Origin of the sequence: Streptomyces sp. NPDC058697, assembly GCF_042715345.1 — a bacterium.
Taxonomy (GTDB): Bacteria; Actinomycetota; Actinomycetes; order Streptomycetales; family Streptomycetaceae; genus Streptomyces; species Streptomyces liliifuscus.
The window spans coordinates 181,893-202,738 of the sequence record NZ_JBHXSU010000003.1; the positions used below are offsets into that span (position 1 = coordinate 181,893).

A 20,846-nucleotide genomic window follows, 5' to 3' on the forward strand; every position below is an offset into this window, starting at 1 on the left:
CCAACCGCCGGAGGTAGTCCGCGGCGCCGCCGAGCGCACGGCGGACTCGCGCCCATCCACACCGGCCGGACAGGACCCGGGCCGAGGAGGTCGCCGGATCTCCGGCGCCCTGCTCACGCCGCTCGCGACCGGCGGCCGGAGTACGCCGGCTACGGAGCAGCGTGGTTGCCCACCCCTCCGGCCCTTCTCGACCCCGCTCTGCGCTCCGAAAGCCGTCTCAGAGGCTGCGGATCAGCTTGCCGCGCACCCGGTCTTCCCTGCCGACGCGGATGAGCCTTCGCCGCCCCTCCAGCGGGAGAAGCGCTTGCACCTCGAAATGCACGGCCCCGGCCGGCTCCGCGGCCCCCTCACGAGGGCGACATCGGTACGCTTCCCACCGTCACGGTGTTGCCCTCTCTGATGTATCCCCGCGGGTCGCGCAGGCGGTGGGCCGGATCGTCCGGGTCGAGGAATGCCCGCCACGCTCCGTCGGATCCCGCGGCCGCCGCCATGCCGGCCACCCGGGCGCACGCCCGCGTGTAGAAGCGCAGCACCACCTCGGACATCGGCGCGAAGTGCTCGATCAGCACGGTGTGCTGGCGCACCCCGGTCAGCCCGGCCTCACCCAGCCACCGGTACAACTCCCCGGTGCGGAGCAACTGCCTTGCGTACCCGGGCGTTCCGGCGGCCTCGCGGAAGAAGTCCGTGAATTGGAAGGGGTCTCCGGGGCGAACGGTGATCAGCGCGGCGTCGAGGTCCTTGACCGCCACGGTCCCGCCAGGGCGCACCACACGGCGGAACTCGGCCAGGGCGCGGGAGAGTTCCTCGTCGCTCAGGTACTGCGTGGTGTTGGCGCACCAGACGGCGTCGAACGAGTCGTCGGGATAGGGCAGTCGGAGGATGTCGCCCTGTCGGACATCCGGCTTCCACGGTGTGTCGTGGGTCCGCATGCGAGCGGCGGCGCGTTCGGCGTTCTCCTCGGCGAGGTCCAGGGCGAAGACCCGTCCCTCGGGGCCGACCGCGTCCGCCAGCCAGGGCAGGAAGGCGCCTGTGCCGCATCCGGCGTCGAGCACACGCCACCCGGCCCGGATACCGGCCGCGTCCAACGTCGCACGGTACGGGCCGGCACAGGCCTCGAAATGGGCGTCGACGATGTCCTCGTGGGTGAACCCGAGTCCGGTGGAGGCCGTGTAGCCCCAGGAGCTGTGGTCCGTCGTGAGCATCCCTACCGTCCTTCTCTTGCAGTGCGCAGCATGGCTGCGGCGGCGTCGTGCAGCGCGGTGAGCAGGTCCGTGGTCGGGTCGGGGGCTTCGAGCGGCGGGAGGTGGCCGACGCCGGGCAGGACGACGAGCTTCCCGCGCGGCAGCGCGTCCGCCGCCGCCCGGCCCTCGGCGACGGAGACGAGTTCGTCCTCGTCGCCCACGACGACCAGCGCCGGCACGTCGGTCGCCCGCAGGACGTCGAGCGAGTCGGGCCGCGCGGCGATGGCCTGCTGCGCCCAGGCGACCGCCTCGGGGTCGGCGGCCCCCGCGGTCGCGAGGACCTCGGCGAGCGTCGCGGGGCGCCGGTGCCGGCTGGTGGCGCCGAGGAGGGCGGGCGTGGTGGCCTCGACGAGCCGGTCACGCGTGGCACTGTCCCGTATCCCGTCGGCGAAGGACCTGCGCCGGGCGGAGGCCTCGGGGCTGTCGGCCGTGGCGCGGGTGGACAGCAGGGCCAGGGCGCGGACCCGTCCGGGGTGGCGGCGCAGGAACGCCATCGTCGTGTAACCGCCCATCGAACAGCCGACGAGAACCACGTGCTCGATGCCCCGCCGGTCCAGCGCGGCCGCGAGGTCGTCGGCGACGACATCGAGGGAGGGCGATGCGGAGCCCAACGGCTCCTGACCGAAGCCGCGTTGGTCGAGTGCCAGGACGGTGTGCCCGCGGGCGGCCAGGGCCCGGGTCTGCGCCCGCCACATCGAGGAGTCCAGGGGCAGCGCGTGCAGGAGGACGATCGGCGTCCCGTCTGCGGCGCTCACCGGGCCGCGCTCCGTTCGGCGGCGGCGAGGAACGCGGCGAGTTCCGGCGGCGGCGGCGTGTTCCGCAGCCTGGCGAGGGAGACCGGGGCCGGCGGGAGGTCCCGCACGGGGACGACCCTGATCCCGGGCGGCACGACCGCCTCCAGCGACCGGAACGACAGGTGGACGGCGTCCGATCCGCCGAGGATCGCAACCATGCCGGCGACGCTGCCCATGGGGTGGATGCGGCGGATCGGCACTCCCCGCGGAGTGCGGGGCGGCACGACCTGGTCCCAGACGTAGGCGGGGAAGTCCCCCGGGCAGCGGAAGGCGTCGTAGGCGGTGAGGTCCTCGACGGAGATGGACTCGTGGCCGGCCAGGGGATGGCCCGTCCGGACCAGGACGGCTCTGCCGTCGAGGACGACGGTCCTGCCGGTGGCGATGTCCGGTTCGCGCAGCCCGAACTTCACGAGCATGACGTCCAGTTCCCCGGCGCGCAGCAGCCGGAACGGCTCCCGGACGTCGTAGGGCACGTAGCTCACCCGCTCGTCCTCGTACCCGGCCGCGGCGACGATCTGCCGGGCCTGGTGGGGCGAGCCGTGGACTCCGATGCGGAACGGGCGGACGGCGGTGGGGGGTGGGGCTTTCGGCACGTCAGTTCTCCTGCGTCAGTCCGGCGTATGCCTGGAGTTCGTACGGGTGGCGGCGGTCGGTGTCGACGCGCAGGGCCGCGTAGGGCTTGGGCAGTTCCGTCAGGCGTGGTACCGCACGCAGGGTCAGCCGGTCGCCGGGTCCGACCGTTCCGTCGATGACCGCCTCGGACAGCAGGTGTCCGAGGTGGACCAGTGCGTCGGAGACGGTGAGGTGCGCCGTGGCGAGGTACAGGTCGCGGTGGACGGGTCTGCGGTCCCGGTGACGGGCCGTGCGCTGCAGGTCGACGGTGACGGGTCGCCAGTCCGTCAGTGGACCTCGTCCGCTGAACGTCTTGAGCAGTCTGCGCAGGCCGGTCGTGGCGTCGTCCGGCAGCGGGCCGGTCCAGGCGGCCGAGCCGTCGGCGGCGATGTGCGCGAAAGTGAACCGCTCGCTCAGGTTGTCGGGGCGGCCGGCCAGGTAGAGGGTCCGGGTGAAGGAGCGGCGCCAGGCGTCGGCCTGCTCCGGCGGCAGGGACAGCACGAACGCGCAGGTCTCCCGTACCCAGGAGGCGAGTCGGACGTCGCGGACGACGGCGACCGCCGACACCCCGTCGGTCAGGCCGACGGCGTCGTCCGCGATCTGCTCCTTCGCCGCGAGCAGGGAGCGCGGGGTGACCGGGGTCGCGCGGGCCGAGAGGTCGGGGCGGGCGGCCCGCAGGCGCTCGGCGGCGACGGTGAGCAGCAGCTCGGGGGAGAGGGTCATAGGTACACCGTGGAGAGCAGGTCGCGGTCGATGGTGTGGCGGGCCCGGGCCAGCAGGGACGAGGTGAGCCGATAGGGATCGACATGGGTGTGGTCGCGCCGGTGCCGGCGCAGGTCGTCCACGAGCGGCGAAGTGCCGGGCCCGCGCTCGGTCGTCCGGCGCAGCAGCTGCCGCGCCCGGTCCAGGCTCCTGTGAAGCAGGTCGGTGCGGAAGGACTGCGCCTGTCCGGGACCGAGGACGGCGACGAAGTACAGCCGTACGCCGAGCCGGCGTACGTCCGCGTCGGCCTCCGTGCCGACGGCCCGGAGCAGGGCGCCCGCCGTGTGGGCGTGCCAGCCGCCGTGCCGCGCCGAACTGATCGTGCCGTCGATGGGCACGCGACCGATCGGGACGCGGTGCACCAGCGGCCCCAGCTGGGTCAGCGCGCGCTGCAGCAGCTGGTAGTCCGCGTCGAGCTCGGTGTCGTACAGGAGCACGACCTCGTCGTACGCGGGTGCCAGCGGAAGCAGTTCCCGCAGGGCGCAGGCAAGGTAGTTCGGGCGGCCGTCCGCCGTCACGATCTGGCGCAGGGGCAGACCGTGCCGAGTGGCGTCGAGGTACACGGGACCGCCGCTGGAGCGCTGGTCGAGTCCCAGGCCGAGGGCGACGAGCCGTTCGATCATCTCCTCCGTGCCGAGCCCGGGCGGTTGATGGACCGTCAGGCCGGGGTCGTGGAGGCCGAGTTGGGCGTAGTGCTCGCGCCACAGGCGCAGGACGCGTTCACTGGCCGGGTGCACCCATCCGTTGCTCTCGACCTGGTGCGCGTAGGGGCGCAGGGCGTCGGCCGGTGGGGGTGCGCAGGCCCGGAACCGGACGTACAGCTCGCCGATCTCCTCCTCGGACAGCGAGGCGTACGGCAGGCCCTGCTGTGTGCGGTCGAGGAACTCCCAGAATCCCAGGGTCTGTTCGGTGAGGTGGTAGGTCGTGGGGCTGTAGCGGTAGGTCACGTCCGCGAGCGGCGCGGTGGCCCGGAACATGACGTCGGTCCACAGCAGACCTTTGAGGTGACTGGGTGTCAGCGGTTTGGCCGGGGTGACCGTGACGGGTGCGAGCAGCACCTTTCGACGGCGCGTCCGGGGACGGTCCGATGCGGTCATCCGCGCACCTCGTTTCTGACGGCGGCGACCAGTTCCTCCCGCGTCGGTGGGCGCGGCGCGGCCGCGGCCGGTTCGGGGGCTGTCCGTACCCGTCGGCGGAACGCCTCGTCGTCGAAGACGTCCTCGACGGTCTCCAGGCCCATCAGCACGCGGGTGAGGCCGCGCCACACGGTCCCGTCGGCGGCGGCCGCCCGGGCGACTTCGGACAGTGCTGCGCGGCCGGGCTCCGATGCCGCCGGCGGCGGGCATCCCGTGACCCTCGCCCGCCACAGGGCCGTGCGTGCCGTGTCCTCGCGGACGGCCTGCTCGTACCACGGCCGGTAGACGCCGTCGGCGATGCGTGCGGCACGTTCACCCTGCTCCTCGGCCGCCGGCTCGTCCGCCAGGAACTCCGCGAGCAGGAACGCGTGCCGCAGGGCCAGCGACATGCCCCGCCCGAAGAGCGGGTCGGTGACACACGCGGCGTCCCCGACCGGGTACAGGCCCGCTATCGGTCCGGCGCCGGCGTCGGGTGCGCAGTGCAGCGTGTTGGGCGGCAGGGTGATGGGCCGCACCGCGCTGATCGGCTCCCCGACCGCGGGATCGGCCCAGGCGGCGAGGTGCGGCGAAAGACGGGCGACCGCGGTGAAGGCGGCCGGATGCCGCAGGCCTGTCGTCGCCGGATCCGCGGTGGGCACGCCGACGGTCAGGGCGTACGTGTCGTTGTCGGCGAGGTGTGCGACCGCCGCGTAGTGGTCCCAGATGCCGCCCGCCGCGTTGCCGCGGTTGAGCGGTCCGGGCAGCGTGCCGGGGGACCTGAGCCGGTAGAAGCGGGTGAAGGCGCGCACCCGGACGGGGGCGGTCCTCGTGGCTGCCGGGGGCAGTCCGGCGGCGGTGAGCCAGGACCGCGACGCCGACCGGCGTCCGGTGGCGTCCACGACGGCATGCGTGGGGATGTCCTCGCCGTCGCCGGTCACCAGGCCCGTCACCCGGTCCCCCGAGGGCGTCGTGCGCAGGCCTATGACCTTGACGCCATGGCTGATCGTGACGTTCGGCAGCGACCGCAGCGCCTGGCGCAGGACGAGTTCGAAGACCGGGCGGCGCACGGCGAGGGCCACGAGTTCCTCGTCGCCCTGGCGGCGGATCCCATCGTCGGCCCGTACCGGCAGCGCCCGCATCAGGTCGAGCATGCGTGCGCCGGCCTCCAAAGCGGCGTCGAGCACCTGAGGAACGTGGGCCCGCAGCACCCGTACGCCGAGCGAGGTCAGGATGTGGGAGTGGCCGCTCTGCGCGACAGTGGGCCTCTTCCACAGCTCGGCCGCCTTCTCCGGCGGCCCTTCCGGCGGTACGGGCGCCTGCTCCAGCACCCGGACGGGCAGGCCCCGTAACGCCAGGGCGAGGCCGGCAGCGAGCCCCGCCACGCTGCCGCCCACCACGACGGGCCCGGTCACCGGCGTCGGCCGTGCACGAAGAACACCCGCCGCACGTCCTTGACGGAGCGGTCGGGGACCGGGTCCGGCCAGCGTCCGAAGTGGCCTCCGGGCTCACCGGGCTGGACCGCGGCCACGTCGAAGCCGTACCGATCGAAGAGCGCCTCGGGCTCGTCGCTGCCGAAGAGCCAGGGGCAGCCCCAGCCACTGAAGACGTCCAGGAGGGGACGCATCTGCGGGAGGGTGAGGGCCGCGGAGTTGACGAGGTCGGCGGCGATGCGGCTGCCCGGAGCACAGAATGCGGAGACCCGCTCCAGCATGCGCTCGGTGTCCTTCTCAGGGATGTAGTACAGCAGCCCTTCGAGCAGCCAGGTGGACGGCGTGCCCGGGTCGTATCCGGAGGCGCGGAGCCGGTCCTCCCAGTCGTCCGCGGTCAGGTCGACGGCGACGGTGACGTGGTCGACGCGCGGGTCGACCCCGCGCAGGCGCTCCTCCTTGAACGCGAGCACCGACTGCCGGTCGACCTCGAAGTACCGCAGGTGTCGCGGCCAGGGAAGCCGGTAGGCACGGGAGTCCATGCCGGCCGGGGCCACGACGAGCTGGGTCATCTCCCGGTCCTGTACGGCCTCTTGGAGGAGGTCGTCGAAGAACCTGGTGCGGATCGCGTTGTAGTCGGGGGTGCTGGGCACGCTTCGCGGCCCGTCCGGCGGGAAGGTCGCGGCACGGATCTCCGCCAGGAGCCGGGGGCCTGCGTCCCCCACCAGCGCGGCCGCGTACGGATCCCTGTAGAGCCGGTCCTCGCGCCGGCTCTCGGCGGCGCGCAGGGCGGCGGTCAGCAGGGCAGTCTTCTCCACGGGGTCGACGGGATCCTGGACATGCATCATGTGCGTACTCCTCGTAGTGCGTCGGACGCGGCGATCAGTCGCCGCCACTGGCTCTCGTCCTGCCGGAACAGCCGGTCCTTGACCTGGGTGGGCCGGACGCCGTCCGCCACGCGGGCGTGCCACTCGCGCTGGAAGGCGTCGACGTGCAGCAGCCGCAGCCTCGCGGCACCGAGCCGCCGCTCCCGCAGAGCCCTGGCGTATCCCGGGGACTCGGCGGCGAGCGCCGCATCGAGCAGTCCGGCGAACCGCACGGTCTCGGACTCCAGCCACGGAGCCTCCGGGGCCACCGCGAACACATACCGGGGCGCCTCGCCCGCCGCGTCCTCCACCCGGCACGCCACGTTGCGCAGCGCGAGGCCGGTGCTCGCCAGTGCTGCTCCCAACGCCCGCACCACCTGGGCCTCGCGCAGCCGTTCCCCGGCCGCGTCCGACCGGGTGGCACGGCCCGCGTACAGGACCCGCGGCACCCCCCGGACACGGTCCACCACGCGGACCACGTCACCGACGGCGTACCGGTAGAGGCCTCCGACGTGGCTGAAGAGAACGTGGTAGTCCCGGTGCGGTTCGAGCTCCTCCGCCACGAGCGTCTCGGCGCCGGGGCCGAGGTCCTCGTCGGCGTCCACGAACTCGTACACGGCGGCGGAGGGGACGAGGCTGCCCGCGGCGGGGTGCCGGTCGAGCGGCACCGCCACCGGCCCCTCCGACGCGGCCACCGGCGCGGGCAGGACCCTGACTCCAGCCCCGAACCGGTCACGCAGGCCCGGCATGTACAGGGAGGCCACGCCGGTCGACCAGCCAAACAACGCTCGAACCCGCGGCCAGACGTGAGCCGGGCTCGGCCGTCCGAAGTGGCCGGCGAGGAACTCCAGCCGGGCGGCGCGCTCCGGATCGGGGTCCCCGTACGGCACACCGCCCAGGGTCCCGTCGCGGACCTCCTTGACGATGCGCTGCCACCACAGTTCGAGCTGATAGGGCACGGCCGCGATCATCGCCGGGTTGATCCCGATGAGGCCCCGCACGTCGCTCTGCACCGCCAGTCGCAACCGCAGGTACATCTTCTCCAGGTGGTCGTCGGGCGCGACGTCCACGGGAAGGGTGGCCCAGGGGGCGGCGGTGCCCAGTTCGGCCGAGAGCGGTTCGCCGAACGCCGCGCCGAAGTCGATCTGGCTGGCCCCCACATGGGGACGCCCGCCGGCCGTGACGGGAGGAACGGCGAGCGGATCGTGCTTGAGGTTCAGCACCGCGTCCGGGCGCTCCATGAGCTCCGGGAGACTTTCGATCAACGGCGCCCAGGCCGCGTAGTAGAAGGGGAAGAAGACGGTTTTCATGAAGCGGCGGGTGACCGGGATCTTCTTGTGGTCCCCGGTGCTTCCGCTGCTGGTGAAGTACACCACCGGCGCGTCCGCGGTCAGCAGGTTCGGCTCGCCCGCCGCCATGCGTTCGATCAGCGGGGCGTGCGCCGCGTAGTCCTGGACGGGCACGGCCGCCCGGTAGTCCTTCAGGGTACGGATCGCGGCGAAGCCGTGGCGGCGTCCGAACTCGGTACCGCCGTTGAACTCCAACAGATCGTCCAGCACGCGTTGTTGCTGTTGCGTCAGGTCGTCGAGGCCCGCGCTCAGCCGCGCCCGCTCGGCGAACACCCGCTGCCGGTAGCGGTCGGCGTGGCCGGGTGTGCCCCAGCCCTGGGTCTCGCTCATGCCGCGAGGACCTCCCGCACGGCCGCGGCGGTCGCAGCCTTCCCGGAACGCTCCTCGACCACCGTGACGGGCAGCCGTCCCGTTTCCTCCAGCAACAGCTTCCCGAGGTTCTTCTGATAGCTCTCGAAGCCGAACCACTCGGGCCGGTCGCCGAAGTGCTCGAGGGGGTTGAGCCGTGCTCCGCGTCCCGAGCGACGCCAGGCGGTCTCGGGCGAGACGTCCAGATAGATCACTCCGCGCGGCTGGGGAAAGGAACGCCACCAGGTGTACAGGGGGTGCCCTTCAAGCCCGGAGAGTCGGCACTTCGCGAGGATCTTGTAGTAGTACGAGTCCATCAGGACCGGCACGTCCGGCTCCAGCCGTTCGAGCTGATCCCTCAGGTGCACGACGGCGGTGCCCAGCAGACTCGCGAGGAAGTCGGCGGAGTAGGTGGGCCCCAGGCCCGGCAGTACGTCCCGGACGACGTTCCGGCGCAGCTGCGAGATCAGACGGTGCTCCCCGGCCACGAGGTCGTCGTCGGTCGACAGGGTCTGCCAGCCGGGCAGCGCCGCCGAGAGCTCCGCCATCACCGAGGACTTCCCGGCGCAGTCCGGCCCCAGCAGCACGTAGAACGGACGGTCTGTCACTTGCTCCCCTTGCTTTCGGAATCGATTGCGTACCCGGGGCACATGGCCGAGGTACGACTGGACGCTGCGCCGGGTCCCGGGCGGCACTCCCGCCTCGACCCGAAAGCCGTCAACCGTGACAGAAACCCACCGGCCTGCGTTCTCTCACCACTCGACCAGCGCGAATCCCGCCGACATGCCGCCGCCGAAGCCGGCCATGAGGATCAGGTCGCCGGGGGTGAAGGCGCCGGCGCGGGCGGCCGTGTCCAGGGTGATCGGGATGGAGGCGGCTCCCGTGTTGGCGTAGTGCGTCAGCGTGCGGTGCATGGTCGCGCGAGGCAGTTCCAAGTCGGCGAAGAAGCTGTCCAGCATGGTGCCGTTGGCCTGGTGCGGTACAAAGTGGTCGATGTCGTCGGGTACGACACCGCATTCGTGCAGGAATCCCTTGACCAGCTGCGGCAGTTGGTCACCGACGAAGCTCCGCACGCCTCGCCCGTCCATCGCGAAGTACTGAAGCCCCGCGTCGAGGACTGCCTGGTCCACGGGCATGCGGCTGCCGCCGGCGGGCACCTCGATGAGACCCGACAGTTCGCCGAACGAGTGCAGCGCGAGGTGCCGGACACGTCGTCCGTGGTCGGCCGACGGCCCCAGGACCACCGCTCCGGCGCCGTCCCCGAACAGGATCACGGTCCTGCGGTCGGCCCGGTTCAGGATGCGGGAGTACAGGTCCGCGCCGATGACCAGTGCGTGGCCGCCGGTGCGGGTGAGTACGCCCTCGGCGGCGGAGAGCGCGAACACCAGGCCGGAGCAGACCGCGTTGACGTCGAACGCGGCCGCGCCGGTCGCGCCGAGCCGCTCCTGTACGTAGGCGGCGGTGGGCGGTTGTGGCCGGTCGGGTGTGGACGTGGCGACCACGATCACGGACAGGTCCTCGGCGGTGATGCCGGCCGACCGCAGCGCGGCACGCCCCGCGGCGGTGGCCAGGTCCGAGGTGGCCTGGTCGTCGGCAGCCCATCGCCGTTCCCGGATGCCGGTCTTGCCGATGATCCACGCGTCGTCGACCCCGGCCGCCGCGGCGACCTCGTCATTGGACACGATTCGGTCCGGCACATAGGCACCCGTACCGAGGATCCTCACGTCGGTCATGCGGCTGCCCTCCCCTCAAGTGGTATGGCGAACGGTGTGTGAAGAACCGGCGTGCGGCCGTGGCGGGCACGTGCGGGGCAGCCGAGGAGGCTGCCCCGCACGCGGGGGGCCGCAGGTGTCCTAGCGCGTCCGGTAGATGCGCTTGTGACCGCTGAGGCCGGCCAGGCGGAAGGGCCCTGTGGTCTGCTGCGGGGTGGAGTGGTCTCCTCCGTCGGCCGGGAAGGACCGCTCGTGCAGCTCGCGGTAGCGGGCGTGGCCGACCGGCTTGCGCCGGGCCATCGCCTCCAGGTTCGCCTCGGTCCGCAGGTGTTCGCGGTAGCCGGGGACGACTGTGCCCGCGAAGAACTCGGCGACGCTGCCGGAGCCGTAGCTGAGAAAGCCGACGGGCCGGTCGGCCAGGTCGTCCGCCTGGTCGAGCAGCGCGGCGAGAGCGAGGTACACCGAGGCGGTGTAGCTGTTGCCGATGGTGGTGTTGTAGGCCACGGTCTGCCCGATGGCGCGCTCGACGTCGGCCTTGTCGGTTTCGTGGCCCGCGTGGTTGAGCAGGTGGCGGTGTGCCTTGTAGGCCATCTTCGTGAACGGCTGGTGGTAGCAGAACGCGGCGAACTCGTCGAGTGCGCGGCCGCCCTGCTCGCCGTAGTCCTTCCAGCTCCCCGCGACCGCCTGCAGATACGCTTCGACGGATTCCTGCCCGTCGACCAGGGCGGTGGTGAGGTAGTTCGGCCGCCAGAAGTCCATGACGTCGGCGGTGAACAGTCCCGAGGGGTTCTCGATGCGGACCAGGGCGGGGTCGGCACCGACCAGCATCGCCACCGCGGCGGCGCCCTGGGTCGCCTCGCCGGGGCTGTCCAGTTCGTACTTGGAGACGTCGCTCGCGATCACGAGGACCTGCTGGTCGGGGTCGCGCCGTACGAGTCCGATGGCGAACTGCAGGGCGGCCGTGGCTCCGTAGCAGGCCTGCTTCAGTTCGACGACGCGGCAGGCCGATTGCAGGCCGAGCAGCGAATGCACGTAGATGCCGGCGGACTTCGCCTGGTCGATCGAGGATTCCGTCGCGAAGACCACCGTGCGGATCCGCTCGGAACCGTGCCGGGCGATGATGGGGGCGGCGGCGGTGGCGCCCAGCGTGACGATGTCCTCGTCCGCGGCGGGCACGCTCATCGACCGCTGGCCGATGCCGATGTGGTATTTGCCGATCTCGGTGCCGTTGTACTCGGCGAGCGCCTCGTGCGACAGGACGTACTCGGTCGTCGCGAAGGACAGATCGTGGATTCCGAAGAAAGCGTCGTGGGACATGCTCAGACACCGACCTTTACTGTCTTGTTGTCGCGCTCCAGTTCGACGTGTGCACGCATGAGTTCGCCCGGGTTGGTCTGCGCGGCGAGCAGCGAGAGCTCGCCGCAGAGGACCGTCGCCGCCGCGATGACGGCGAGCCGGCGCGCGTTCTCGCCGGGTGCGCGGTCTTCGCGGCAGCCGAGGCGGGTCAGGTTCGTCTCCACGAACTCCAGGCCCTTGCCGTTGCCCACGGTGCCGACGATCAGGTTGGGCAGGTTGCAGGAGAAGTAGAGGTCGCCGTCGCGGTCCTCGGCCAGGGTGACGCCCTGGGAGCCCTCGACGATGTTGGCCGCGTCCTGGCCGGTGGCCAGGTAGAACCCGAGCAGCATGTTGGCGTAGTGGGCGTTGGCCGAGCGGATGCCGCCGGCCAGCAGGGTCCCGAGCAGGTTCTTGCGGATGTTCAGTTCGACGATCTTGGCGGCGGTGGTGTGCAGGACGCGTTCCACCACGTCGCGCGGGACGAGCAGTTCCGTGACCACGTTCTTCCCGCGGCCGAGGATGCCGTTGATCGCGGTCGCCTTCTTGTCCGTGCAGTAGTTCCCGGAGATCGATCCGTACGAGATTCCCGGAATGGTCCGCAGCAGGTGCGTCAGAAGGGTGTCGGAGGCGAGCGTGGCCATGTTGTGGCCGGAGGCGTCGCCGGTGCTGAACTCGAACCGGATGAACAGCAGGTTGCCCGCGATCTCGTGCCGGATCTGGAGCAGCTCGGCGAACCGGCTGCAGGTGCGGACCACGGCGCGCAGTTCCTCGATCCGCGCCTCGATGGTGCGGGCGGCCGTGTAGGCGGTCTGGGCGTCGGTCGCCTCGACGAGCACCGAGCGGGTCATCCGCTCGTCGACGAGGGTGGCGGCGATGCCCTGCTCGGTGAGCATGGACACCTTCGCTCCGCGGCCCACGGAGGGCCACAGCGGCGTCTCGTAGGTGGCGAGGGGGACGTGCGTCTCGGTGTTGGCGACGTTCCCGGAGATGCGAAGGGGTCCGACCCACTTCATGGGGACACTGGCAATGGCGTGCGTGTCGGTCATCGTGCTCTTCCCGTCGAATCGTGGAGGGCGTCGGCCGATCGGGTACGCCGGGCGAGTCGCCCCGTGTCGATGTCCCGGTCGGCGCAGAAGGAACGGAGGGTGCCGTGGATCAGCAGGTCCTTGCTCGCGAGCTCGGCGGGGGTGCGCGCGCCGAGCATGGTCTGCAGGGCCGCGAGCTGGTCCAGCCAGTTCGTGATCTGTGCGATCAGCGCCTCGACACCGCCGTCGAGCAGGGTGCGCAGGAACACTCCTGAGGCCCCGACGCCGGAGGCGCCCAGGGCCAGGGCGCGGGCGGCGTCGAGGGGATGGCGGACGCCGCCGGAGGCGAGCACGGGGAGACCGGTGCCCTGCGCGTCCAGGAGGCAGGCGGCGGTGGACTGGCCCCAGTCGTGGAGGAAGGCGTAGTCGCCGAGCGGGCGCCGGCCGTTCTCGATGCGGGCGAAGTCGGTGCCGCCCCGGCCGCCGAGGTCCGCCACACGGACACCCAGCTGACGCAGCGTCAGGACGGTTTCGCGGCTCAGGCCGTTGCCGACCTCCTTGACGATCACGGGCAGGTCGACGGCCGCCGTGATCTTCTCGATCTGCGAGACCCAGGATCCGAAGGACCGGTCGCCCTCCGGCATCGCCGTCTCCTGCGCCGTGTTGACGTGGATCTGCAGGGCGTCGGCCTCCAGCAGATCGATGGCACGCCGGGTGTCGGCGACCGATGCCGTCGCGTTCACATTGGCCATGACGAACCCGCGGGGGTTCTCCTGGCGCAGGACGCGGAAGGTGTCGGCGCACGTCGGGTCCTTGAGGTAGGCGTGCACGGAGCCCGACGCGAGGGGTACCCCGGTCTCGCGGGCGGCCGTCGCCAGGCCCCGGTTGATGACGCCGGTCCTGGCAGTGCCGCCGGTCATCGCGTTGATGTAGAGCGGCACCTGCCAGGAGATCCCGGCGAAGGTCGTGCCCAGGGACACCTGCGGCCGGTCGATGCCGGCCAGGGCGTGGTGGACGAAGGACACCTCGTCGAACTGGTTGATCCCGCTGCGGACGGCCTGTTGCTCGATGGCGAGCCGGACGTGGTCGTCCTTGCGCTGAGCGCTCATTGCTCGATCCCTTCCGGGGCGGGCCGGACGGGCAGGGGCAGCACCCCGGCCGCGGCCCACCGCTGCCGTACCTGTGAGATGTCGTGCAGGGCCTCGGCGTCGAGCAGGGCGATGCCGCAGTCGCCGCCGCCGGCGCCCGACGGCTTGGCCGCGCCGCCGGCGGTTTCGGCGGCCGCGCACAGTGCTGTCAGCTCGGGTGTGAAGATGCCGAGCCCGACCTCGTCGTCGAGGCGGGCCAGCTCCTGCCGGGCCCGGCGGATCTGACGCAGCAGGCCCTGGTCGTCACCGGCCTCAAGGGCGGTGATCGAGGCGCGTACGAAGTCGGTGGAGGTCTCCACGAACGTGCGGTGCGACGCGGTGCCGCGCCAGGTCCGGCGGTGCAGACCCGACACGAGCGAGGTGGTGGAGGCCGGGCTGCCGGTCCAGCCGACTTCGAGGGTGAGGCCGCGTGGGGCCGGAAGCCTTCGGACCGAGTGGCCCGGCCAGGGCGTGCGCAGCGCTTCCTCGATGCCGTGGCGGCGGGTGAGGTCGAGCACGAAGGCCCGGTCGGGTGCCTGGTACGCGATCCAGCCGCCCCATGTACTGGCGGCGAGGTCACCGCCGGAGCCCTTGGGGTCGATCCCGGCCGAGGAGATCACGGCCAGGCGGTACCGGGCGTCGAGTGAGAGGTCCGGTCCGCACAGGGACGTGATGGCGTCGATCGTGGCCACGGTCACCGCACCGCTCGACCCCAGGCCGTACTTGCGGCCGTTGTCATGCAGCCGGCTGCTGATCGAGATGTCCAGCCCGGGCAGGGGCAGGCCGCGTTCGGCCAGCAGTCGTTGCACGGTCTCCACCGCTGACACCACGTGTGCCAGTGCGCCGCGCGCGCCGTGTACGCCGTGTACGCCGTTTTCGTCGGGTTCCCCGTTCTCCGTGCCGGGAGCGTGGAGCCGTCCGTCGAGCCATCGCCAGTTCACCGCTCGGGGGACGAGATCGGAGGAGATCACGATGCCGGCCGCGTCGGAGAGGGTCACCGTGACGGTGATCTCCCGGTCCACGGCCACCAGGACGGCTGGGGTACCGGGCTCCACCACCGCGTACTCGCCCGCGACGAACAGCTTGCCGGGCGCGCTGCGGACGACCGTTCGCCCGGAGGTCATCGTTCGCCCTCGTCCACCAGGCGGGCGCCCTGCCCCGGCCCGGCGATGTGCACGGTGCCGCCCGCGGCGGCGTCGCGCACGGCCTCGGCGACCCGGTCGGCGTCCGTGCGACGGCAGAGCACCTTGACGTTCGGTCCGGCGTCCATGGTCGCGTAGGCCGATATGCCGTCGCGCCGAAGCCGCAGCACGCTGTCGAGGACGGTGAGCGAGGCGGGCGAAAGGTAGCGCACCGCTGGGCGCGCGCCCAGCATGGTCGCGTGCATGCCGAGGGAGTTGCGCTCGGCGATCTCCCCCACCGCGTCGAGGTCGGCGCGCAGGAGCGCCTCTCTCATCTCGGTCAGGTCGTCCCGGCTCGACGCGGCCCAGGGCTCGAACAGGGGTGAGGTCTCGACGGTGTGGCGCATGGCCGCGCGGCTGGACACCTCCTTGGGACCGGCGTCGACCACCGCGATGACCAGTGCGGGGTCGAGGTCGCCCGCCCGTACCGGCTCGGCGTAGGAGCTGAGGTCGGCCTCCGCAGGCGGCGACGTGGGGGTGCCGGCGTTCCAGACGGCGAAGCCGCCGAAGATCGACCGCGAGGCCGAGCCGGAGCCGCGGCGGGCCAGGCGGGAGAGCCCGGTGTCGTCGAGGTCCAGTCCGTACGCGGTGGCGGCGGCGACGGCAAGCGCGGCGAACCCGCCGGCGGAGGACGCCAGGCCGGCCCCGGTGGGTACGGTGTTGCGGGTGTCGACGACGGCCCGGTGCGTGAGCCCGGCCCGCCGGCGCACCAGGTCGAGGAATGCGGCGATGCGCCGCCGTTCCTCGCCTGCCGCGGGTGCGCCGTTGAAGGTCACTTCGTCGTCCGTGGCCTCGGCGTCGAGGTGGACACGGGTGGTCGTGGGGAAGATGTCCAGGGTCATCGACAGGCTGCTGGTCCAAGGGAGGTGGAGGCGCTCGTCACGCTTCCCCCAGTACTTGATCAGCGCGATGTTCGGGTGCGCGACGGCGGTGACCCCGTTCGCGCCCGGCTGTTCCCGCGGGCGGAGCGCGGTGATCTGTTGCTCAGGCATGAGTGACGAGCCTCCTCAGTGGGACGATCCACGTCTGCACGGCCCCCGCTTCGTGCAGCCGCCGGGTGACCTCTCTCGCCTGCTCGGGCTGGGTCAGCGCGAGGACGCAGCCGCCCAGTCCGCCGCCGGTGATCTTGGCGCCCAGGCTGTCCGCGGCGAGCGCGGCACTCACCATCGCCTCGATCCGGTCGGTGCTCAGCCCGGCCTCGCGGAGCAGTCCGTGGTACTCCGTCAGCAGGGAGCCGAGTTCCTCCGGCTTGCCGGCGGCGAGGGTGGCCACGGCTTCGCGAGTCAGTTCGGACGCCCGGCGTACGAACGTCTCCTGTGTTCCGGCGTGGAGTCGGAACCTCTCCCGCAGCTTGTCGACCGCTTCTTTGGTGCTGCCGACGGCGCCGCTGTCCGCGATGACGAACAGCGCGTCGCAGCCGACACGCAGGGTGCTGGCCTCGCCCGCCTGGAACAGCAACGGGGCGCTCGCGCCGACGGTGACGGCGTCGACGCCGCTGGCCCTGCCGTGCATCACGTTCTCGGCGGCCTGTACCAGGTCGAACGTCGTCCGCTGCGAGACCTCGCGGCCGCAGAGGTCGGCCAGGGCGAGGACGACGGCACGGGCGCAGGCCGCGCTGGAGCCAAGTCCCCTGCCGAGCGGGATCGAACCGTCGATGATCACATCGAGGTGCCGGCCGTCGTCGATGCCCATGGACGCCCTGAAATCGGTGGTCAGCCGGCGCAGCCCCTCGGATGCCTGCGTTCCGACCTGCTTCCAGGCGGATCCGGTCATCGTGAAGGACACACCGGCCGGTTCCCCACCGCGGGTGGAGAACCCGGCGCTGGCGGTGATCGACAGCTGCGGAACGGGCAGGGCGAGCGCCGGGGCTCCGTAGACGACCGCGTGCTCCCCCAGCAGAATCAACTTGGCGTGGGCGCGGCCGGTGCCGACCGAGCGAGCGCGGCGGCTTTCCGCTGTCCCCGCCACCGAGGCCGGTGGTGTCGACGTACTCAGCTCCCCTTGTCGAAATTTCATTGAGATCGCGTCATCCAGACTTCTGGGAAGGAACGAAGCAAGCCCGTTCGACCGCGTGTCGCGTCATGCGACGTCATCGCGCGGGGCGAGTCAGGGCGTCGAGCCGCATCCGCCGGTGCGTGCTCGCGAGACCGCGTCCGTGGCGGCGCCGAGACGGTGGTGACCCGCGCCGACGTGGTGCTCACGTGGTCCTGAGTGTTGTGGTGGTGACGAAGGTGTCGAGGGTCTTCCTGACCTCGTCCGGGAACGGGGCCTCGTCCAGGACCCGCCGGGCACGCTGCACCCGATCGGTGATCATCTGCTCCACCTTGTCGGCGGCGCCCGTGGCCCGTAGCACCCCGCGGACCGTCTCGGCACCTGCTTCGTCCAGGTCCGGGTCGCCGACCAGGGACCTCAGCACCCGCGCCTGCTCGGCGTCGGCGGCGTGCAGGGCGTGTGCCATCAGGGCTGTCGCCTTGCCCTCCCGCAGGTCGTCGAGGGTCGACTTGCCGGTCTTGGACGGGTCGCCGAAGACGCCGAGCAGGTCGTCGCGCAGTTGGAAGGCCTCTCCGATCGGAAGCGCGTAGGCGGTGCAGACGTCCAGCAGGGACTGGTCCGCCCCGGCAAGGGCCGCGCCGATGTGCAGCGGCCGCTCCACGGTGTACTTGGCCGTTTTGTAGCGGATCACTGCCAGCGCCCGTTCGACGTCCGCGGTGGGCTGCCCGGTGGCCAGCAGATCCCGGTACTGACCGATCATCACCTCGGTACGCATGGCGTCCAACAGCGGTCGGACGGCGACCAGTTGCTGCTGGTCGAGGCCGCTGGAGTACAGCAGCTCGTCCGACCACACCATGACCAGGTCGCCGAGCAGGATCGCGCTGTTGGTGCCGAACCGCTCGGCGGTCGTGCCGTTCGCACCCGTCTCCAGCGTGCGGTGGAGGGTCGGACGGCCGCGCCGGGTGTCGGAGGCGTCCATCACGTCGTCGTGGATGAGGGTGAAGGCGTGGAAGAGTTCGAGCGAGGCCGCCGCGCCGATGACGGGCTCCGTTTCGCCGTATCCGCCCGCCGCGTGCCAGCCCACCATGCACAGGAGCGGCCGTATGCGCTTGCCGCCCGCAGCCAGGAAGCCACGCAGGTGCTCGATGAGCGAGACCAGGTGGACATCCGTGTCCCTGCCGCACTTGGCATCGAGGAAGGCGTTCAGTCGCTCGTCGATCAGGCCGCGCAGATGAACCGAGTCCAGGGCGTCGGACCCCAGCTCGCGAAGGTTGGTGGTGGGGCTCATGTGTCGTTGCTCCTGTTCGTCAAGATCGTGTGGGCCGCGTCCGTGAGGGCGTGGCACGGAGGGAAACCGCCGAAGGAGGCATCACTTTCGGGCCGGGCCGAGGAGGGTCCCGGCAGTCGCCCGGCCGCGCCGCGGGTGCGAGTCGCCGATGGAGGGGCGAGTGGTGACGGGCTGTTCGGACCGCGACGCATGGCCGGCCCTCCGTACACGTGGGTTCATATGCCGGAGGGCCCGGTGAGATCGCGGTCGGACCCCCATCCCCGGAAGTCGGCGCCGCTGTAGAAGGTGACCGACCAGTCGAGCAGGCGGAGCAGTTCGACAGCGGGTGCGAACCCGGCCGTCGCCAGCGGGTCGAGCTGCTCCTGCGCGTTGCGGGAATGCCGGTCGAGTTCGTCGTGCACCCAGGCGGGTGAGGTGTCGTACATCAGGATGTTGTTCTGACCGGGCTCGGCCCGCTCCCGCTCGAAGGTGGCCAGGTCGTTGGAGAGGCGCACGGCGACCTCGATCGCCTCCAGGGCGTTGTCCAGGACCGGCAGGACTTCGAGGAGATCGTCCCGGTCGCTGGTCGCCCAGCGCGGGAAGTGGGTGATCCACGCATTGGAGCTGGCGGCGTACGTCAGGTACTCCTGCGGATCGGAAGGGCCCTCGCCGCGGTCCCTGGCCAGGCCCGCGGTCCAGTCGTACCGCTCGCCGCGCAGTGCCTCGGCAAATCGGTCGCCCCACAGGCCGGCCAGTTTCGGGTAGTGGGGAGCGCGCTCCAGAGCGGACTGCCAGCCGGACAGGGAGGCCAGCAGGGGATGGCCGTCGTCCCGGTCGCCGCCCCGGACGATGGCCTCGCAGCGACCGAACAGGTCGTCGAGTTCGTCGAGGCTCCGGACGTTCTGCTCGACGTGGTCGTCCAGGGCGTAGGCCCACACGTACATCCGGGCCGACAGCCGGAGCTCGTTCGCGCCGCGCCACGGGCTGATCGCCGCCGTGGAGATCGCCAGGGCCTCGATCGGCGTGGCCCCGAGGACCTGCGGGTACTCCGCCGCCCAGGACCGCAGATCGGCCAGGACCTTCAGCGCCAGCACGGTGACGGGCACACATTGCGCCGCGGAGGGGAGGGAGAGGTCGCCAAGGGGCCGGGTCACGGTCGTGCCTGCTTCTCGGCCTCGGCCAGGCGCCGCGTCGCTGCCAGGGTGCCGAGGATCTCGGCGCGGATGACCCGGACCGGTGTGTACAGGTCCTTGTCGTGCCACAGCGGAGGATTCTCGCGGTCGTCCTCGACATGGCCCGACAGGAACGCCCTGCCCGCCCGGATCGCTTCGAGGGCCGGACGGTCGGGGGCGGCGCGGTGGTTCAGCACCTGAAGGGCGTAGGCGGTCTCCTCGCCGGTGCCCTCCCAGCGCCCCCATGACCCGTCGGCGTGCTGGGTGTCGAGCACCCAGCGGATGGCGTCGTCCAGGGCGGCGGACGTGCGCGGCCCGTCCAGGCGGGCCATGGCGGCGGCGCCGCAGGCGGTCGCGTAGTACGGAGAGGCGTGCCACTTGTCCATCCACCGGCCGTCCGGCTGCTGCTGCTCGACGAGCCAGCCGCCCACCCGCTCGGCGGCGCGGTCGTAGCGCGTGTCGCCCTCTCCGCAGCGATCCGCCAGGGCGACGAGGACGTGTGCGTTCGTCGAGGTGGAAGGGGTGCGTTCCTTCGGGAAGCAGGTGAAGTAGAGGCCGGTGTCGTACGACCACAGGCAGTCGACCGATTCCGGCTTCCCGAGGAGATCGAGGGCGTGCAGGGCGGCCGACGTGTCGTCGGAGTCGGCCGGGAGACCTGGGCCGGCGGACAGTCCGCTCGTCCCCAGCGCGGTCCGCAGAGTGTCCGGGACCTGGGCGGGGATGTCCACGTCCAGGCCGGAGCCGGACAACGCTGTCACCACCCAGGCCAGTTCGAAGTAGCTGATCGAGGTGATGCCCGAGACGGGGCCGCCATGACGTGCCTGGGTCTGATGCAGATACTCCAGGCTCGCCTTCGCGGCGTCCGTATGAGGCGGATCGCCCAGCCAGGCGGAGGTGGCGGCAGGGGAGGCTCCCACCGCCCCGCCCACCGGCCTCACCGTGCCGGACCGCACGGCCGGGGCGCCGAGGGCCTCCAGCGAGTGCCAGGTCTTCTCCGGTATGCCGGTGTGCTGACGCAGCAGCTCGCGGATCCCGCTCAGCGTTCCCGTATCGGCCCGGAGGTCCAGACGGCCGGGCAGATCGCCCCGGTCGTCCATCCGGGAGAGCCGCTGATCGATCTGCTCGATCAGCCAGGGCACCAGCAGCTCCACGGCGATGGTGTCCGGCAGTTCGGCGTTCCGGGGGAACCGCCCGGCCAGCGCGGCCAGCCCCGACTCCACGGCCCCGGCGACCCGCCGCGCGTCCTGCGTACCGGCGACGGACAGCAGGGCGTCGACGGCGCTGAGCGTGGGCAGCAGCCCGTAGGCCGCCGGCCCGCCCCACGTTCCGTCCTCGTGCTGCTGGGCCAGCAGGAACTCCACGCGCTGCCGATGGCCCTCCAGCCAGGGGGCGGACGCCACCATCCGCGCGGTCTCGTACACCGACGGCGAGGTGAGTCCGTAGGGATCGGCGATCATCTCGTCGACGATGTCCTGAGCCGCGTCACGCAGGGCTGCGAAGGATGTCACGTTCATGATCCGG

The 20,846-nt window shown here is 71.8% G+C and carries 19 protein-coding genes; all 19 read right to left on the bottom strand.

Translation table 11 applies throughout. The features are described from left to right. Positions 1-347 precede the first annotated feature (347 nt). Entirely contained in the window at positions 348-1,202 is an 855-nt protein-coding gene (locus ACFWXQ_RS08745) for a class I SAM-dependent methyltransferase (RefSeq protein ID WP_383936948.1), read from the bottom strand. Positions 1,203-1,204: 2 nt separating this feature from the next. After that, positions 1,205-1,996: an alpha/beta fold hydrolase gene (locus ACFWXQ_RS08750; RefSeq protein WP_383936949.1), complete on the bottom strand. Its 792-nt coding sequence runs from the start codon at positions 1,994-1,996 to the stop codon at positions 1,205-1,207. Further along, a complete protein-coding gene (locus ACFWXQ_RS08755) occupies positions 1,993-2,628 on the bottom strand; it encodes a LysR substrate-binding domain-containing protein (RefSeq protein WP_386267855.1) in 636 nt (211 codons plus the stop codon). The genes ACFWXQ_RS08750 and ACFWXQ_RS08755 overlap by 4 nt, the downstream gene beginning before the upstream one ends. Before the next feature lies 1 nt (position 2,629). Next, positions 2,630-3,370, bottom strand: coding sequence for a DUF6182 family protein (locus ACFWXQ_RS08760; protein ID WP_383936953.1), 741 nt, complete (start codon positions 3,368-3,370; stop codon positions 2,630-2,632). Further along, on the bottom strand, positions 3,367-4,506 hold the full coding sequence (locus tag ACFWXQ_RS08765; RefSeq protein WP_383936954.1) for a hypothetical protein: 1,140 nt from the start codon (positions 4,504-4,506) through the stop codon (positions 3,367-3,369). Before ACFWXQ_RS08765 ends, ACFWXQ_RS08760 begins: the two co-directional genes overlap by 4 nt. Continuing rightward, complete coding sequence (locus tag ACFWXQ_RS08770) at positions 4,503-5,936, bottom strand: NAD(P)/FAD-dependent oxidoreductase (RefSeq protein WP_383936956.1); 1,434 nt, start codon at positions 5,934-5,936, stop codon at positions 4,503-4,505. Before ACFWXQ_RS08770 ends, ACFWXQ_RS08765 begins: the two co-directional genes overlap by 4 nt. Further along, positions 5,933-6,799 carry a class I SAM-dependent methyltransferase gene (locus ACFWXQ_RS08775; protein WP_383936958.1) on the bottom strand — a complete coding sequence of 289 codons (867 nt, stop codon included), beginning with the start codon at positions 6,797-6,799 and terminating at the stop codon, positions 5,933-5,935. The genes ACFWXQ_RS08770 and ACFWXQ_RS08775 overlap by 4 nt, the downstream gene beginning before the upstream one ends. Further along, positions 6,796-8,496 (bottom strand): GH3 auxin-responsive promoter family protein, encoded by a 1,701-nt coding sequence (locus tag ACFWXQ_RS08780; protein ID WP_383936960.1) that lies wholly within the window; start codon positions 8,494-8,496, stop codon positions 6,796-6,798. The genes ACFWXQ_RS08775 and ACFWXQ_RS08780 overlap by 4 nt, the downstream gene beginning before the upstream one ends. Continuing rightward, complete coding sequence (locus ACFWXQ_RS08785; RefSeq protein WP_383936961.1) at positions 8,493-9,122, bottom strand: hypothetical protein; 630 nt, start codon at positions 9,120-9,122, stop codon at positions 8,493-8,495. Before ACFWXQ_RS08785 ends, ACFWXQ_RS08780 begins: the two co-directional genes overlap by 4 nt. A gap of 144 nt (positions 9,123-9,266) precedes the next feature. Beyond that, positions 9,267-10,247: a 3-oxoacyl-ACP synthase III family protein gene (locus ACFWXQ_RS08790; RefSeq protein WP_383936963.1), complete on the bottom strand. Its 981-nt coding sequence runs from the start codon at positions 10,245-10,247 to the stop codon at positions 9,267-9,269. A gap of 120 nt (positions 10,248-10,367) precedes the next feature. After that, positions 10,368-11,543 (bottom strand): hydroxymethylglutaryl-CoA synthase, encoded by a 1,176-nt coding sequence (locus ACFWXQ_RS08795; protein WP_383936965.1) that lies wholly within the window; start codon positions 11,541-11,543, stop codon positions 10,368-10,370. Positions 11,544-11,545: 2 nt separating this feature from the next. Further along, on the bottom strand, positions 11,546-12,607 hold the full coding sequence (locus ACFWXQ_RS08800) for a hydroxymethylglutaryl-CoA reductase (protein WP_383936967.1): 1,062 nt from the start codon (positions 12,605-12,607) through the stop codon (positions 11,546-11,548). Continuing rightward, positions 12,604-13,695, bottom strand: a complete 1,092-nt coding sequence (gene fni / locus ACFWXQ_RS08805; protein WP_383936969.1) for a type 2 isopentenyl-diphosphate Delta-isomerase — start codon at positions 13,693-13,695, stop codon at positions 12,604-12,606. The genes ACFWXQ_RS08800 and fni overlap by 4 nt, the downstream gene beginning before the upstream one ends. Further along, positions 13,692-14,837 (bottom strand): phosphomevalonate kinase, encoded by a 1,146-nt coding sequence (locus ACFWXQ_RS08810; RefSeq protein WP_383936971.1) that lies wholly within the window; start codon positions 14,835-14,837, stop codon positions 13,692-13,694. The genes fni and ACFWXQ_RS08810 overlap by 4 nt, the downstream gene beginning before the upstream one ends. Next, complete coding sequence (gene mvaD / locus ACFWXQ_RS08815) at positions 14,834-15,886, bottom strand: diphosphomevalonate decarboxylase (protein ID WP_383936973.1); 1,053 nt, start codon at positions 15,884-15,886, stop codon at positions 14,834-14,836. Before mvaD ends, ACFWXQ_RS08810 begins: the two co-directional genes overlap by 4 nt. Beyond that, a complete protein-coding gene (gene mvk, locus ACFWXQ_RS08820; RefSeq protein ID WP_383936975.1) occupies positions 15,879-16,910 on the bottom strand; it encodes a mevalonate kinase in 1,032 nt (343 codons plus the stop codon). Before mvk ends, mvaD begins: the two co-directional genes overlap by 8 nt. A 181-nt stretch (positions 16,911-17,091) precedes the next feature. Further along, positions 17,092-18,174 (bottom strand): polyprenyl synthetase family protein, encoded by a 1,083-nt coding sequence (locus ACFWXQ_RS08825; RefSeq protein WP_383936977.1) that lies wholly within the window; start codon positions 18,172-18,174, stop codon positions 17,092-17,094. Between the two features lie 215 nt (positions 18,175-18,389). After that, positions 18,390-19,259, bottom strand: a complete 870-nt coding sequence (locus tag ACFWXQ_RS08830; protein WP_383936979.1) for a terpene synthase family protein — start codon at positions 19,257-19,259, stop codon at positions 18,390-18,392. A 44-nt stretch (positions 19,260-19,303) separates the two neighbouring features. Beyond that, positions 19,304-20,839: a prenyltransferase/squalene oxidase repeat-containing protein gene (locus tag ACFWXQ_RS08835; protein WP_383936981.1), complete on the bottom strand. Its 1,536-nt coding sequence runs from the start codon at positions 20,837-20,839 to the stop codon at positions 19,304-19,306. Between the last annotated feature and the right edge of the window lie 7 nt (positions 20,840-20,846).